At 42.2% G+C, this 17,032-nt stretch carries 12 protein-coding genes; 9 read left to right on the top strand and 3 right to left on the bottom strand.

Annotated elements, in window-relative coordinates; genetic code table 11:
- Positions 1 to 33: 33 nt before the first annotated feature.
- Positions 34 to 1,089, bottom strand: coding sequence for a metal ABC transporter substrate-binding protein (locus tag V7K56_RS21050; protein WP_334913226.1), 1,056 nt, complete (start codon positions 1,087 to 1,089; stop codon positions 34 to 36).
- Positions 1,090 to 1,788: 699 nt separating this feature from the next.
- On the opposite strand from V7K56_RS21050, the gene V7K56_RS21045 reads away from it, so the two are divergent.
- From V7K56_RS21045 to V7K56_RS21035, 3 genes are all read left to right on the top strand, one after another.
- Positions 1,789 to 2,622, top strand: a complete 834-nt coding sequence (locus tag V7K56_RS21045; RefSeq protein ID WP_334913224.1) for a helix-turn-helix transcriptional regulator — start codon at positions 1,789 to 1,791, stop codon at positions 2,620 to 2,622.
- Positions 2,623 to 2,754: 132 nt separating this feature from the next.
- Complete coding sequence (locus tag V7K56_RS21040; RefSeq protein ID WP_334913222.1) at positions 2,755 to 5,367, top strand: TonB-dependent siderophore receptor; 2,613 nt, start codon at positions 2,755 to 2,757, stop codon at positions 5,365 to 5,367.
- A 107-nt stretch (positions 5,368 to 5,474) separates the two neighbouring features.
- On the top strand, positions 5,475 to 6,650 hold the full coding sequence (locus tag V7K56_RS21035) for a PepSY-associated TM helix domain-containing protein (protein WP_334913220.1): 1,176 nt from the start codon (positions 5,475 to 5,477) through the stop codon (positions 6,648 to 6,650).
- A 292-nt stretch (positions 6,651 to 6,942) separates the two neighbouring features.
- On the opposite strand, the gene V7K56_RS21030 is transcribed toward V7K56_RS21035, so the two are convergent.
- Positions 6,943 to 7,722, bottom strand: coding sequence for an MBL fold metallo-hydrolase (locus tag V7K56_RS21030; protein WP_334913218.1), 780 nt, complete (start codon positions 7,720 to 7,722; stop codon positions 6,943 to 6,945).
- A 116-nt stretch (positions 7,723 to 7,838) separates the two neighbouring features.
- Here V7K56_RS21030 and V7K56_RS21025 point away from each other — a divergent pair, with 116 nt between their 5' ends.
- On the top strand, positions 7,839 to 8,282 hold the full coding sequence (locus tag V7K56_RS21025) for a VOC family protein (protein ID WP_334913216.1): 444 nt from the start codon (positions 7,839 to 7,841) through the stop codon (positions 8,280 to 8,282).
- Between the two features lie 23 nt (positions 8,283 to 8,305).
- Here V7K56_RS21025 and V7K56_RS21020 read toward each other — a convergent pair whose 3' ends face one another.
- On the bottom strand, positions 8,306 to 9,043 hold the full coding sequence (locus tag V7K56_RS21020) for a Uma2 family endonuclease (RefSeq protein WP_334913214.1): 738 nt from the start codon (positions 9,041 to 9,043) through the stop codon (positions 8,306 to 8,308).
- A gap of 312 nt (positions 9,044 to 9,355) precedes the next feature.
- On the opposite strand from V7K56_RS21020, the gene V7K56_RS21015 reads away from it, so the two are divergent.
- The 5 genes from V7K56_RS21015 to V7K56_RS20995 form a co-directional block, all read left to right on the top strand.
- A complete protein-coding gene (locus tag V7K56_RS21015; protein ID WP_334913212.1) occupies positions 9,356 to 10,249 on the top strand; it encodes an alpha/beta fold hydrolase in 894 nt (297 codons plus the stop codon).
- A 226-nt stretch (positions 10,250 to 10,475) separates the two neighbouring features.
- A complete protein-coding gene (locus V7K56_RS21010; protein WP_334913210.1) occupies positions 10,476 to 11,540 on the top strand; it encodes a serine/threonine protein kinase in 1,065 nt (354 codons plus the stop codon).
- A 341-nt stretch (positions 11,541 to 11,881) separates the two neighbouring features.
- Complete coding sequence (locus V7K56_RS21005; protein ID WP_334913208.1) at positions 11,882 to 13,513, top strand: AAA-like domain-containing protein; 1,632 nt, start codon at positions 11,882 to 11,884, stop codon at positions 13,511 to 13,513.
- Between the two features lie 74 nt (positions 13,514 to 13,587).
- The gene (locus tag V7K56_RS21000) at positions 13,588 to 14,214 is read left to right on the top strand and encodes a type I restriction enzyme HsdR N-terminal domain-containing protein (RefSeq protein ID WP_334913206.1); all 627 of its coding nucleotides are present in this window, start codon (positions 13,588 to 13,590) and stop codon (positions 14,212 to 14,214) included.
- Between the two features lie 133 nt (positions 14,215 to 14,347).
- Positions 14,348 to 17,032: AAA-like domain-containing protein (locus V7K56_RS20995; protein ID WP_334913204.1), on the top strand; the 2,685-nt coding region annotated here is incomplete at its 3' end.

The raw sequence follows: 17,032 nt of genomic DNA, 5'->3' as shown, positions 1-17,032 counted from the left end.
CTTCTGAATTCTGCTGTACTTATTTTCTTGATCCTACTTGGTTGCTGTTGGCCCAACAACATTCCCAGTGTTCAAGTTCTTCACTAAATCAGGATTTCCTCCCAAATTAGAGGCGATAATCCGCATATTGTTAGCCATCATGCCAATATAAGTATGCTCAGGATTAGTGTTTTCAATTGCATTGGCTGAACCTTTGCCTGGTAACTCATCATCGGCAGTGTTGGCTGTTTTTATCTTCGCTTCGCGGGCAATTTGTTCTTCTACCTTGCTGGGGTAGACCTCAGAACCAAAAATGGCTGGTACGCCTGTTTTCCGAATTTGGTCAATTAGCTTGGCGACATCTTGAGCGGATGGTTCCTTAAAATCTGAAGGTTGAATCGCACCAATTACTTGAAAACCATACTCTCTAGCCCAATACGCCCAAGAATCATGGTAGGTCAATAGTTTACGGTTTTTGGCGGGAATACTGGCGACGATTTCCCGTGTTGCCTTGTCTAAGGCATCCAGACGTTGTAAATAATTTTTGAGATTAGTCGCGTAGTAGTCTTTGCCAGCAGGATCTAAAGTGGTTAACTGTTGGGCGGCTAGTTTGGCGTAATTCTCAGCATACTTGGGGTTTACCCACAGATGAGGATTGGGATCGCCCTTTTCTTTAGGAAAGCTGAAGTCAAAAAGCCATTGGTCTTTGGTAATGGTATTACTACCTAGTTCATAGATTTTAGTTTCTTTGGGCTTTGAGGCTTTAGCTAGTTTTTCTGTCGGGGATTCTAAATGTAACCCATTGGCGATAATCAGATTAGCCTTGGATAGCAAATCAGCATCGCTGGGACGAGGTTCAAAGGTATGAGAGTCGGTTCCTTCTGGAATAATACCCTTAACTTCTAAGCGATCGCCGGCAATGTTACTCACAATATTAGTTAAAGGAGCAACTGTCGTTACAACTAAAGGCTTATTTTGTGTCTTTTGCTCTCCTACTTGAACTGGAGTGGTTGTTACTTCAGGATTGGAAGACACCGTTTTATCTGGAGACGGACTGCAAGCTACTACTATGAAGCTAAGTACAAATAGCAATCCGGGAAGGGTCTTCATTACACTCAAGCCTTCTAAATTAAAGGGTCAACGTTTAATTAGACCTTTTCCTGATATCAAGATGCAATGCCCCCTCAGGGTATTTTCGGTTGATTTTTAGATTTTTTTACCTGTACTCTTCCAGAGCAAAGAGCGATTAATATCAATTAGGCTGGTTTCGTTAGGAACAATTTAAAATAGAGTGAACTTTGTCAATACGTCTTTAAGTATATCTGCATAAAAATGATAATCGTATTATGGGGTGCGTAGACGAAGCAGTAGCTTGTTCTTAGACATCGCATTTTATTGCTGATGATAAAAATATTTGAAGAAAGCCCAAAGCAAGAAACGTCTTGTCTTAATTTCTTAACTTTGCTACAACAATCAAGTATCAATACTTTCAGCCGCCAGTGCTGTAAAGTATTTGCGTAATTGAGGCTCAACATTCCTCAGTCAAGCCTGCTGTGTAATGCTAACAAGAATTATTAATCCTCAACCAAATTCTGCGAAAATTTCTTAACAAGAATTGTTTTTGCTTTGGCCATATCAATAATGACACTGTTCCTTTGCGAGCCAGAATCTTTGGTACAATCCTCTCCCAATCATTTGTACTTGAACAGCTTACCTAATTTTGGGAAATTAGATAGCCCTCTTCATGATCCGCATAAACATAGCCAGGGAAAGCGACAGATAATCTTGCTTTGCTCTGGAATTTATCTCGTGATTGATCAATACACCCTGCAAGAAAACTTAGTTGTAGAAACTGCTCCTGGAAAACCTGGATTTGATTTGGAGTTCAGTTTTATGATTTTGGGTGATAATCACACTGAGCAGACACTTGCAGGACAAAATTTTCTGTGTCTTGGATTTGAACCCGGAATCAGTGGGTTAGTTGACTGGCAAGCAGGACAACGAATTCTGAAATTCGATATTCATATTACAGTTGAGACATTTGTAAATGCGATCGCCCATTGTTTAGATCTGGTCGATCCGAAGCTGAGGCAGTTTCTTGAACATTCAGATCATATAGATTGTTTCCAAATGGGTGTTAACACACCTGCAATGTGTACAATCATTTACCAAATCCTGAATTGTCCCTATGAAGGGCTAACACGGCAGTTGTATCTAGAAGGTAAGGTGCTGGAGGTGATGGCGCTACGTTTGGATCAGTACATCCAGAACGAACCACAGCCAAGGCAAAAATCATCATCAAAATCACAAGAGCGCGATCGCCTGCACTACGCTAAAGAAATCCTCATCCACAATTTAGAACATCCGCCATCTCTGTTGGAACTTTCTCAACAAGTGGGACTCAATACTCGCAAACTCAAAGAGGGCTTTCGACGAGAGTTTGATACAACGGTGTTCGGCTATTTGCATAGTCATCGGATGGAACAAGCCAGGAAATTTATCGAAGAAGGGCAAATGACTGTAGCAGAAGTTGCCTACGCGGTGGGCTATGCAAATCGCAGCCATTTTGCAGCAGCATTTCGCAAACGGTTTGGCATAAATCCGAGTGAGTTTTTCAAGGAAACACAAAAACGGGAGATTTGAATTGTTCCGCTTCGAGTCATGGCGGTTCCGCTAAGAGCCACTTCAATTTGTCAAATCCTCTATTCTCAGGTAATGAGAATTGTTAGTGATAATTTTTTGTGGGAATTATGCAACCGCGTGTGAGGTGAAAGCATGAATACGAAGCAACTATGGCAACTGCTAGCGATCGCAATAGCAGGATGGATTGGATTGGCAATTCCAGCACATGGGAAAGAATTACCCCAACCAGTAAAACGACTGCAAAGAAGCGATCGCGCAATTATGCTAGTGCAGTTGCCAGCATCAGAAATAGCGCCTTTAACAGAAGTTGTACAAGTTACGGGAGTCAAGACAAATCCCACTGATAAAGGTGTAGAGGTGATTTTACAAACCTCGAAAGGTCAACAGTTACAAATAGTAAACCACAGTGTTGACAACAGCTTTATCGTTGATATTCCCAATGCCCAATTGCGATTAACCAAAGGAAATGCCTTTACATTCCGCTCGGAAAAACCGCTTGCGGGAATTACTGAGATTACAGTTACTAACTTTAATGCTAATACCATCCGGGTGACGGTGACAGGTGAGGTGGGTGTACCAATTGTCGAGTTGTTTGACAGTTTAGACGAGGGTATTATTTTTCGCGTTGCTAGTGCTGCATCCTCAACACAGCCGCAACAGCAACCCCAAACGCGACCAAAGCCACCAACCACCGCGCCACAGGAACCATCGGCTGAGGGTGATGAACCAATTGAACTAGTGGTAACAGGTGAGCGAGACACAGGATATAGCGTACCGGATGCATCAACAGCAACTAAAACTGATACCCCATTACGCGACATTCCCCAATCTATCCAAGTGATTCCTCGCCGAGTGATTGAGGATCAAAAAATCACTCGCCTTTCTGATGCTCTCCGCAACGTACCAGGCGTAGTGACTAGCGGTAATCGTCGGAGTTTACAACCTGATTACGTCATTCGAGGATTTACTACACAAAACACCCTAAGAAATGGGTTTACTTTTCCTGGCTCATCTACAGTTCCAGCGAACGGATCAGCAGTATCCAATAATGTAGAACGAGTTGAGGTCTTGAAAGGCCCTGCTTCAGTGCTGTATGGCAACCTGGAACCGGGAGGAGTGGTGAACTATGTAACAAAACAACCGCTAGAAACACCTTACTACGCGGGCGAATTTATTGTTGGTAGCAACAGCTTCTACAACCCCACACTCGATTTTTCTGGGCCGCTGACAACAGATAAACACCTGTTGTATCGCCTGAATATTGGCTATGAAAATTCTGGTAGCTTTGTTGATTTTGTCAATCAGGAAATCTTTTCAATCGCACCAACCCTCAGCTACAAGATTGGGGACTTTACCACATTGAATTTTGGCTATGAGTACATCAGACAGGATGGAACGCCTTATAATGGTTTTCCAGCAGATCCGCTGGTTTTTCAATTACCACGCAACCGTTTTTTAGGAGAACCAGGCGATCGCCAGCAGAGTGACACTCATAATATTAATTTTGAAATTTCTCATCAGTTTAATAATAATTTAGAAATTCGTAGTAGCTTTTTTACTCAATTTACCAACTCCAAAGGCTCGTCATTTCGGCTAGATTTTGGAGATTTGGATGGTTCGTTAGCACCAAGATTCTACGAAACAGGCACAGACAACAATCAACTATACTCCCTGCAAAATGAGTTGATCTGGAAGTTTCATACAGGCACTGTGAAGCATCAACTACTGTTTGGACTTGAATGGACTAAATCTAGTGGTAATTATAATTATGATGATAACTATGCTGATTATTCAATTGACATCTTTGAGCCAGTTTATGGCGCAACTATCCCTAGAGATTTGAACTATTTATCATCACAAAAGAAGGAACGTAATACCATTGCTCTTTATCTTCAAGATCAAGTCACGTTACTCCCGAATTTAAAGTTGTTAGTTGGGGGTCGATATGATTTCAATAAAGAAACTGATATCTTGCTTGAGTTTAATAATATCAATCCTGATGAACCAAGTGTTGACAATAACACAAATAAAAGTGATAGTAACGCTTTCTCACCTCGCGTTGGCATTCTCTACCAACCTATTGAGCCTGTATCACTCTACGCCAGTTATAGCAGATCTTTTGTTCCTAATGACGCTCGTACCAGAACTGGAGAAATTATTGAACCCACTCGTGGCACTCAATATGAAGCTGGTATCAAAACCGAACTTTTGGACAACAAATTATCAGCTACTTTAGCTGCCTATGAAATTACAAAGACAAACATTCTGACAACAGATCCACAAGATCCTGACTTTGTGATCGGTATAGGTGAAGTCAAGAGTCGAGGAGTTGAATTCAGTTTAGCAGGAGAACCGCTACCAAACTTAAATATTATTGCTTCTTTGTTTTTTAACAATTCATTTGTCAGCGAAGATAATGACTTACCAGTAGGTGACAAACTCATAAATTCGCCTAGTCAAGGGGCGAGTTTATGGATGAGTTACGAAATCCCCAAGGGAGATTTCAAAGGATTAGGCTTTGGTGCAGGAGTGTTTTATGTGGGAGATAGAGAAGTTACTTTACCTAACACATTCACAGTTCCATCTTACGTTCGTGCTGATGCGGCAATTTTCTACAAACAAGATAACTGGCAGCTTGGGCTGAACTTTAAGAACCTATTTAACAAGCGGTATTACGAGACAGATGGTTTTATCCAACCTGGTGAACCATTGACTGTGCTGGGTTCGATTTCGGTGCGGTTTTAACTAGGCAAGAGGCTATTGCTTGCTGTTTATCAATGTTTTTAACTGTGACTCACTTGAGTTAATAAGTATATTTTGACAGTCAAATTGAAGTCCTTAAGTAATCCGTTATGACATCTACCAAACTTTCCCAAAACAACACTATCACCCCTAAAAGGCTCCGTAACTTTGTATTTTATCTGCACCGTTATCTCGGTCTAGTTTTGGGACTAATTATCGTGGTAATTGGTGTGACTGGCACATTGTGGATGTTTGATGCAGAAGTTTATCGTCTTATCCTCGGTAAAAGATTGACGCAGGTAACACCACAGGGTCAACCGCTACCATTAAATGTGCTAGTAGAAAAAGTCCAAGCTGCATATAGTAGTCAGCCAGACTTGAAAGTTAGCACGATTAGCCCTGATTACTTTCAAACAGGCACTTCACCTGCATCCGTAGGCATAATTGACAAAAACGGCATATCCTTAGATGTACTTCTCAATCCTTATACAGGTGAAATTCTTGGCACTCATCAAACAACAGGTGACTGGCTCGATATTGCTGGTAAATTACATATTGGCTCAGTCGCGGGCCATACAGGTGAAATAGTTTATGGCATTATTGGTTTGCTGATGTTTATTCTGTGCATCACAGGAATCTTTCTCTGGCCTGGTTGGCGCAAGTTAGTAACTGGCTTCAAAATCAAGCTCAACGCCCATCCCAAGCGAGCAAACTTTGATATTCATAAACTAGTAGGTATCTTCGCAGCTGTATTTCTAGCAATTCTAGGCTTTACAGGCTTCTGTATGAATTGGGGAAGCATGGTTAATCCAGTCGTCCATGCTATAACTTTTTCTCCTTCTTCACCAGAACCAACCCTGGTTTCTGTGCCGATTCCTGGTAAAAAACCAATTTCACTTCAACAAGCAATTCAAATATCAAATACAGCACTTCCCGGTGCTACAACTCCAATTATTTGGCCTCCCACTACACCTGAAGCCTTCTATTCTTTTCGCAAGCATTTCCCTGAAGATTTAAATTCATCAGGTTCGAGTGAAGTTTATGTAGACCAATACAGTGGAAAAGTTCTATGGGTCAGGAGCAACCGTCAAATATCTAGAGGTGATAAAGTGATTGATTGGATTGGAAACCTGCACTTTGGTCACTATGGCGGACGCACAACAGAAATTATTTACGGTGTGGTTGGTATAACTCCTACCATTTTGCTGATTACAGGTTTTGTGATGTGGTGGTATCGCTATCAAAGGAAAAATAAAAAACAACCAGTTGAGTTTTATGATAAGTAATTTTGGGGCTAATGAATACCAAGGAAATAAGCGATCGCCCGCACCCCGGCCTAAAATTCCTCCCCCAGCGCTGCCCTCTCTTGACCCAAGCCTAGTTACAGCCTGAAATTTCCTCGCTTGAAAAAAAGGGGAAGCGTCTCACCTCAGCTTTAGTTGCTATTTCTCTTTCCTGGGGTAGAGGATTTGGGACGTGGATGTTTCGGACGAGCGATGCCTACGGCGGTAAACTACGCAATGACAGAATATAAAGCTTAAACATTGGTCGAATGTCGGCATCCAGCATCTACTCTCATTAGATTGCTAATGCTCGTTTTTGTAATGGTAGTTCAAAGCGATCGCCTGGTTTCGGCTCAAATACCCTTGTCGAAAGATTGTTTTTTTCTAATAACGAACGAAATTCCTCAGCAGTTCCTTTAGTCTGAATCAATTTCATCAGCAATCCCTCAAACGCCACATCCCCACCAGCCGCTGTTGGTATTATTACTTGAGGCTGTAATGATTTTACGACTTCTAAAGCACTATTTTGTCCTTTAATAATCGACCCAAGCAAAGGTAGCGTCATATCAATAAACGGTGTAATTACTACATCGATAGGTGTAGCTTGCTGAAGTTCTGGGCAATGATACCCGTGAGGCTCGTAGTATACAGTTAAACCACTCTCCAATTCTTTGAGGAGATAACTATTTTCTACCAGAGTCGGGCCAATTGGAGAGCCGGGAAAAGCCTTGATTTCAATTTGATTATTTAAAGTGAAAGTTTCACCATGAGCCAATACTGTTACTTGGGTGTAGCCTAACTGTTGCACTACCTTAGCTGCATTGGGAGAAGCTACAACCTTGATACTGCGATCTAACAGCTTGAGCGTTGGTGGGTGAGCGTGGTCTTCTAAACCTTGAGACAGCAGGATCAAATCAATATTATCTGGGATTGGGCGATTTTGCGATCGCGAACCTTTAAACAACCAATCCAAATTGCTGAAAATTAACGAACCAACCAGCCAAGGGTCAATTAGTATTCTTTTATTACCAATTTCCAGTAGCCAAGAGTTGCTGTCTAACCAAGTTAAGAACATAAAATTTTATGAAGATAACGCCTACCTTCATTATCTAATGGTGTCAGCTTTCTTAGTAAGTCCTCAGACCAATACCTACAATTCGTCCGGTTAAGTCTACACACGGAGTTTTCTTGATGTCTGATCTTGGTTTTACCCACATAGCACTTGCAGTCACTGATGTTGAGGCAAGTATTTCATTTTATGCAAAGTATGCCCAGATGACAGTCGTGCATCGTCGCACTGATCAAACGACTCAAGTAGATGTTGCTTGGATTAGTGACCTAACCAGACCTTTTGTGATTGTTTTGATTAAAGTAGTTAAAGTAGAAGGCGCACTGTTACCACAATCCCATCTTGGGGTAGCTTATCAGAATCGTGAGGAAGTTACTCGCTTGTGCAATGAAGCACGCACAGAAGGACTGCTGCTGGCTGGGCCAAATGACTGGGGCCCTCCGGTTGGTTACTGGGCTTATCTTCAAGACCCAGATGGTCATACCCTGGAAATTTCCTATGGTCAGGAAATTAATTTTACAGTTAAGCAAGCTAGAGACGCAACTAATCGTGTCTCTACAACTTAATTAAATCGTATTATAACCCTTAGCTAAGACTTTTGAACAAAGCGTCTTACTTTATCCACAGGTAAACTAAGAGCGCTTGCAACCTGTTCCACACTCAAGCCTAACTCCAATAATCTAGGTATTGCATCCTGTTGCGCTTGTTCTGCTTGTTGTCGCGGTTGTTCTGCTTCTTTATGACTTAACAGTTTTCTCCCAGTTTGGGGGTTAAAAAACCGCAGTTCTCCGTCAATCAATCTGAGGTCTAAACCCAATACTTCACTGTGAAAAGACGAGACACCATCGGGTAAAAAGTTGGATGTAATCGGTTGATATTTGCCCTCATATAAATAGGAACCCTTTAATCGTGGGTTGAGGTAATCTCCGGTTGGGTCATACTGAAAATACTCTTGCACACCTAAAAGTGAATATTTCTTGGGTTTATCCTCTTCATCGTTTTCTTGGGTGCTTGCAGAAGTGATTTCCAAAATAAAATTAGGGACTTTACCCCCTTCTTCCCAAACCTTGTAGCTGACGCGCTTTTTCTTGTCTACCTCAAATACCACAAAGACATCAGGAGCAATTACAGCGCTAGGAATGCCCTTTTTGTAGTAAACAAATAGATTCCCTGATACGTAAACATAATTTCGGTTTTGGAAATAAATGTCTAAGGCTTCTACAGCATAAATTAGATAATTCCGTGCTGGATCACTCTCTGCTATTGGTTTACCATCAGAGCTGGGGTAGATAATTTCGGTCTTGAGCTGGTTAGCAGAAAGGGTCACGTCGCTTCGCTCCAAATTCAAAATTCAAAATTCAAAATTCAAAATTAATAATTCCTCTAAATAAATTTAGTTGCTCTATATCATGAGTCTTTGTCGATCATGGTCGCTTCTCTAAGAGACGCTACGCAGGAAGTGAAGCAACGCCTTCGTGGCATAGCTTCTCGTAGAGAAGGCTTTACGCTTCAATTTAAAATAGGTTAGAGGGTAAAGACTTTAACTCAATTGGGACTGGTTTAAAAATAGCATTTTATTCAGACCCTTTGCTGTCAGAGAATATTACTATATTGAAGAAAGACTTTATTAATCTTAATAATGACTGTAACTACACAACAGCTTACAACCCAAGACGCTTTTGAAAAATTTTTTTGGACTTGGCAGGGCTACAAAATTCAGTACACTGTCATGGGTACAGGACGCCCTTTGGTACTGGTTCACGGCTTTGGTGCTTCCATTGGACACTGGCGCAAAAATATCCCAGTCTTAGCTAATGCTGGCTACCAGGTATTTGCTATAGACCTTTTAGGTTTTGGTGGTTCCGATAAAGCGCTCATTGATTACAGCGTAGAAGTTTGGGTGGAACTGCTGAAAGATTTTTGCACAGCACATATACACGAACCTGCTATATTTATTGGCAACTCCATTGGCGCACTTCTGAGCTTGATTGTACTGGTAGAACATGCAGAAATTGCTGCTGGTAGTATTTTAATTAACTCTGCTGGTGGTTTGAGTCATCGTCCTCACGAATTGAACCCACCGCTACGTGTTGTGATGGCAGCTTTTAATCGGTTTGTGCGATCGCCAATTACAGGTAAATTGGTCTTTAACCGCATCCGCCAAAAAGCCCAAATTCGCCGGACTCTTTACCAAGTTTACCGAAACCGTGAAGCCGTCACTGATGAATTAGTCGATTTACTTTATACTCCCTCTTGCGACCCAGGATCGCAACAAGTCTTCGCCTCCATTCTCACAGCCCCTCCTGGCCCCAGTCCAGAGGAACTTTTGCCGAAAGTAGAATGTCCTTTATTAGTAATTTGGGGTGCTGACGATCCCTGGACACCAATTACCGGGGCCAAGATTTACGAAAAGGCGCGGGAGAATGGCAAAGATATCAAAATTGTTCCCATTCCTAATGCCGGTCATTGTCCTCACGATGAGGTTCCAGATGTTGTTAATGCCCAGATTGTTGATTGGCTAGCGCAAAGGTAATAATTTCGCCTTTCTGCCGATATGTATAGCAGTCGCCAAAGCCGTTAGGACAGTTCGTGGGAAACGCGCCTTCAACAGGATACTATGTGATTTTATTGCTGTCCTAAGCTCCCTGTCCGTTGCTATATTAGCCCAAGCAAGGTAAAAAAGGGGCTAACAATCTGGGTGAGTGGATCTTAATCTTTGAATTGCGCCTTGACAGAATCAAACTCGTATGGTATATAAAATGGAGCTTGATGCGCGTAATGGAAATAAAAGGGTAATTCCCTTAAATCATCATCCAGATTTTTCAGAACTTGGCTATCAAGTCATCAGCGAACTAGGACGCAACCGAGAAGGGGGACGGATTACTTATCTAGCTAATATCCTCAACTCTAATCAACAGGTGGTAATTAAAGAGTTTTGTTTTGCTCGTGCAGATGCTGATTTATCAGGTGTGAAAGCATATCAGCGCGAAATTGAAATCTTGCAACAACTCAATCATTACCGCATTCCTCGCTATATAGATTCCTTTGAAATGCCAGAGGCTTTTTATCTGGTACAAGAATATAAAAATGCCCCATCCTTGGGATTAAAACGCAGCTTTCATCCTGAAGAAATTAAGCAAATTGCTCTCTCAATCTTAGAAATTCTAGTTGATCTGCAAAAGCAAGTTTCCCCAATTATTCATCGGGATATTAAACCAGAGAATATTTTGGTTGATGAAGAACTAAATGCTTACCTGGTTGATTTTGGGTTGGCTAGAATACAGGGTGCAAAAGTAGCTCTGAGCAGCTTTATAGCTGGAACCCCAGGTTTTATGCCACCAGAAGAACAGTTTGGTCATTCTCTGACAGAAGCATCAGATTTATATAGTTTAGGAGCAACACTAATTTGCTTACTTACTAATACCCGTTCTATTGAGATTGGCAAATTAATTGATGATAACTATCGCTTTAATTTCCAGCAATTAGTTCCTCAAATCAGTCCGCGTTTCCGGTGGTGGTTGATGAAAATGGTGGAACGTAACCGAAAACGTCGTTATGCTAATGCGGCTGTTGCTTTGGAAGCACTTAAGCCAATTCAAGTTGTTGGTACTGCCGTTGGGATAGAAACTTTAGTCAGGACAATAATACCTAGAAAACGAGCTACTGTGCTGGGACTAGCCACTGTTGTTACACTGGCTGCTATGAGGGCAGCTTTAATGAGTTTTCAGCCTGATGGTGCAGTCAGGCAATTGCTGGAAGCTATGCAATGTCAAAGCTTTAACTTAAACGTAAGTTGCCAAGAAAAAACCGGACATGAAGATTAGTTAGGTTGCATCTAGCTAGGGATTACAGCAGTTTTCAATGAAATAGACCAAATGCGTAGGGGCACAATATATTGTGCCCCTGCAATCATTTATACTTCACACATATAAAAATTAGTGTAATCTCCACGAGTATCAAAGCCTCATTAATGAGTATCAAAGACTCATTAATGGAGTTCCGAGCCTCATTAATGAGTCTTTGATACTCATTAATGGAGTGTCCAAGCCTCATTCACGAGTATTAAAGACTTGTTAATGGTAATGCGCTATCAGTAATTGTCTAGTTATCTGCTGTAGTAAACTACATCTAAGCCAGAAGCCTGCATTCAATAGTTGATAGCGCTGTGAAAAAAATCCTGATTGTGTCGGCTAATCCCACAACGACAGATAAACTCCGCTTGGACGAGGAAGTAAGAGAAATTCAGTCAGGGTTGGAACGCTCTCGCAGCCGAGATAAATTTGAACTTATTACTAAATGGGCAGTGCGTCCTGACGATTTGCGACGGGCGCTTTTAGATCATAATCCTCATATCATCCATTTTTCTGGACATGGTGGAGGAAATCAAGGTTTAGCCTTGGAAAATAATACAGGGCAAATGCAGCTAGTGAGTACAGAGTCACTGGCAAAGTTATTTAAGTTATTTAAAGACAAAGTTGAGTGTGTATTATTAAATGCTTGCTATAGCAAGGTGCAAGCTGAGTCTATTTACCAACACATTAACTGTGTGGTTGGGATGAATCGGGCAATTGGCGATCGCGCCGCAATTAAATTTGCGGTAGGCTTTTATGATGCACTAGGTGCAGATAGATCGTATGAGGATGCTTATGAGTTTGGCTGTAGCGCCATTGATTTAGAAAGTATTCCAGAGTCTTCCACCCCAGTGCTGAAAAGTCGGAATAATCCCCAAGGTGCTATTTCTGCTAACGAAACAATTCGAGATACCGAGATAAAACCAGCAGTTTCCTTAGAAAATCCAGAAGGGCAGGTATCTTTAAACTCTGCTTTCTATGTGGAGCGATCGCCTATTGAGGTAGACTGTTATCAAGCGATTCTGCAACCAGGGGCCTTAATTCGCATCAAAGCTCCCCGGCAGATGGGCAAAACTTCGTTGATGTCGCGGGTTCTTCATCATGCTAGTCAACATGGATATCAGACTGCACCTGTAAATTTCCAGTCAGCTGATGCAGAATTTCTCGGCAATTTAGATCAGTTTTTGCAGTGGTTCTGTGCCAGCATTACTTACGAGTTGAATCTACCCGATAAGTTAGACGAGTATTGGAAAGGTGTTTTAGGTAGCAAGAATAAATGTACAAATTACTTTCAGCGGTATTTATTACCCGCCATTAATAGCCCTGTAGCTTTGGGTTTAGATGAAGTCGATGAAGTCTTTAAGCATCCCATAATTGCGGCTGATTTTTTTGGATTACTACGAGCTTGGCATGAGCGGTCAAAGAATGAGACAGTTTGGAAAAATCTCCGGTTGGTGATTGTGCATTCTAAGGAAGTTTATATCCCACTCAATATTAATCAGTCGCCTTTTAATGTCGGTTTACCGATTGAGTTGCCAGACTTGAATCAAACACAAGTACAAGACTTGGTACAGCTTCACAGCCTCAATTGGTCTAACTCACAAATTGAAGAATTAATGAGACTGGTGGGTGGTCATCCTTATTTAGTGCGGGTAGCGCTTTATGAAATTGCTCGTGGTCGGATGACCCTGGAAAATCTGCAAAAAATCGCTGCAACCGAGGAAGGCCCTTACAGCGACCATCTGCGCCGCCATTGGCTGAATTTGCAAGAGGATGCAGAATTGCTAGCTGCGGTTAAACAAGTGATGATGGCAAATCGCGCCGTGGATGTAGGCACAACTAAAGCGTTTAAACTCCGCAGTATGGGGTTAGTTAAGTTTCAAGGCAATGAAGTAGTGCCTCTGTGTGAATTGTACCGTCAATATTTTGGGCATCGCTTGGGGTAGAAAAATTAAAAAAGTACATTAGAAGTGCAATAAGATTTTCATCTCCAATTACCATTTAACTAAAAGGATTAACAATGGTTCAGGTTATTCAAGGAAAAGATATCACCCTAGCCCAACTTATTGATGAATTTGGACTACAACGTGCAGACAATGAAGAGTTTTTCTCAGAGTGGCAGCAAGATTTACCTGAGTTGAGTGACTTAGAAAAGCAATCTCTCAACGAAATCAAGGCAGAATATTTACATCTATCGAAATATCCTATTTTGGAACCTGTAGTCAAAATGGTGGTGCTATCTCCACTATTGCGTCTAGCAGGTTTTTATCAACCGCCTTTTTACATTGCGTCAGAAGAAGAGGTAAGAATTTCTTCTGAAGATGAAGGCACAATTGTTAGAGGACGTATTGACATCTTGGTGTTCCATCCTCCATTTTGGGTTCTTGTTATTGAGGCAAAACGAGCAAATTACTCGTTAGTGCCAGCAATTCCCCAAGCATTGGCTTATATGTTGGCAGATGCAACTTCGGCAAAACCTGTTTTTGGGTTTGTCACCAATGGTAGTGAATTTCAATTTATTAAGTTGACGAAACAGGATACACCGAAATATGCCTTATCTTACACACTGTCGCTTAATCGTGGGGATGACTTATATACTGTCGTAAAAGTGTTAAAACATCTAGCTGATTTAATTCGTAATTCGTAATTCGTAATTCGTAATCTTATAGGGTATGTTAGCCAAGAACATAACTTACCATTTCAATACTATCTGTGCTAATGCACTCTACCAAACTAGCTGTATTTCATAATTTTGAATTTTGAATTCGGAGCGAAGCGACGTGACCCAGTACCAATATCAAGTCGGTGGTAGTCTGCCTCAAAATGCACCAACTTATGTTAGACGGCAAGCTGACCATGACCTCTATGAAGGCTTGAAGGCTGGGGATTTTTGTTATGTACTCAATTCCCGGCAGATGGGGAAATCTAGCTTGCGGGTGCAGGTAATGCAGCAGTTACAAACTGAGGGATTTGCTTGTGCTGTTGTTGATTTTACAGCTATTGGGACGGCAGATATTACCCCAGAACAGTGGTATGCCGGAGTGATTGATACTCTAGTGGGAAGTTTTAATATTTATCCAAGTTTTGATTTAGATACTTGGTGGACTGATAACGGGTTGCTTTCACCAGTACAGCGCTTGAGCAAGTTTATTGAAACAATATTACTTAAAACAATTACACAAAAGATTGTTATTTTTATTGATGAAATTGACAGCATATTGAGTCTTTCATTCAACTTGGATGATTTTTTTGCAGTTATCCGTGATTGCTATAACCGACGAGCAGACCATCCTGAATATAATCGCCTCACCTTTGCTTTGATTGGCGTATCTACACCTTCAGATTTGATTCAAGATAAACGCCGGACACCTTTTAATATTGGGCAGGCAATTGATTTAACTGGGTTTCAACTCACGGAGGCGGAACCATTGGCGCGTGGATTGGCACAAGTGGGTGATTCTCAAGAGTTGATGCAGGTGGTGCTGGACTGGACGGGGGGACAGCCGTTTTTGACGCAAAAAGTTTGTAAGTTGCTGGTGCAGGGGGCACTGGAGACTAAAAACTGGGAACTAGGGGCTGGGGACTGGGTGGAAGAGTTGGTACGCGAGGGGATTATTGAGAATTGGGAGACGCAAGATGAGCAGGAGCATTTGAAAACGATTCGTTACAGAATCTTGCGGAGTGGGGAACAGCGGACTGGGCGATTGTTGGGGTTGTATCAGCAGATTTTGCAGCAGGGAGAGATAGTAGCTGATGATAGTCCTGAACAAACTGAACTACGGTTGACGGGTTTGGTGGTGAAGCGAGACGGGAAGCTGCGAATTTATAACCGGATTTACACAGAGGTGTTTAAGCAGGAATGGTGCGACAAGATTTTAGCAAACTTGCGCCCCTACTCCGATACATTTAATGCCTGGGTTGAGTCGGAACGTCAAGATGAGTCGCGCTTGTTGCGGGGACAGACTTTGCAAGATGCCCAAGAATGGGCAGTAGGTAAAAGTTTGAGTGACTTGGACTATCGGTTTTTAGCTGCTAGCCAAGAGTTGGAAAAGCGCGATGTGCAGAAAAGGCTGGAGGCAGAGGAACAGGCAAAGCAAGTTTTAGCAAAAGCAAACAGCAGAGCTAATCAACGAATTCGCAATGGTTCTGTGGTGCTGGGTTTTGCTCTGGTGGGGGCAATTGCTTCGGGAATATTTGCACAACAGAGTATTCAGCAAGCTAATGATGCCAAAACAGATTTAAAAATAGCTAAGACAGAAACCAAAGCCCAGCGTCAAAAATACGAGCAGATATCGCACGATGCAGAAGTCAGACAGAAAGCAGCAGAAACCGAAGAGAAACAAGCAAATAAGAATTTAAATTCTGCAAAAGCTAACTTGGTAAAAGCTAATCAGCAGTTTCAAGCTGCAACAAAGAAGGTGAAGTCTGCTGAGGAAGATGCGAAGAAAGCAACGATAGAAAAACAACAGGCACAACAACAAGCAAGAAAAGCTCAAAGTGACCTGAAAGTAACAGAAATTGCCCGGAAAAAGGCACAGCAACAACAACAGCTAGCAAAACGAGATTTGAAAACAGCGCAGATTGCCAAGAAAGAGGCAGAGGCAGACCGTCAAGTTGCCTTAGACATTACGCGACTGGAACGGTCAGGAGTAGCGAATATTAACCGCTCTCAGTTTAATCAACTGGGAGCTTTGCTGGCAGCCATGTGGGATGGCAAGGAGTTAAAAGGTTTAATAGACAAGCATAGTCAGGGAAAATCAGAAGCTTATCCTGCGGCTAGTCCAGTTTTAGCTTTACAGACAATTTTGGATAAAGTGCAGGGATCTACAGTAATGGCCGGGCATGAAAGTTTTGTCACAAGTGCAAGTTTTAGCCCGGATGGGCAGCGCATCCTCACCACCTCAGCTGACTGGACAGCGCGGCTGTGGGACTTACAGGGCAAGGAAATTGCCAAGTTTCAGGGGCATAAAAGTATTGTCACAAGTGCCATTTTTAGCCCGGATGGGCAGCGCATCCTCACCGCCTCATATGACAAGACAGCGCGGCTGTGGGACTTACAGGGCAAGGAAATTGCCAAGTTTCAGGGCAAGGAAATTGCCAAGTTTCAGTTACAGGGGCATGAAAATAGAATCACAAGTGCCAGTTTTAGCCCGGATGGGCAACGCATCCTCACCACCTCCTTGGACAATATAGCGCGGCTGTGGGACTTACAGGGCAAGGAAATTGCTAAGTTACAGGGGCATGAAAGTTATATCACAAGTGCCAGTTTTAGCCGGGATGGGCAGCGCATCCTCACCGCCTCATATGACAAGACAGCGCGGCTGTGGGACTTACAGGGCAAGGAAATTGCCAAGTTACAGGGGCATGAAGGTTATATCACAAGTGCCAGTTTTAGCCGGGATGGGCAGCGCATCCTCACCGCCTCATATGACAAGACAGCGCGGCTGTGGGACTTACAGGGCAAG

Source organism: Nostoc sp. (assembly GCF_036917535.1).
Taxonomy (GTDB): Bacteria; Cyanobacteriota; Cyanobacteriia; order Cyanobacteriales; family Nostocaceae; genus Nostoc.
This window is presented reverse-complemented; position numbering and strand designations above follow the sequence as displayed.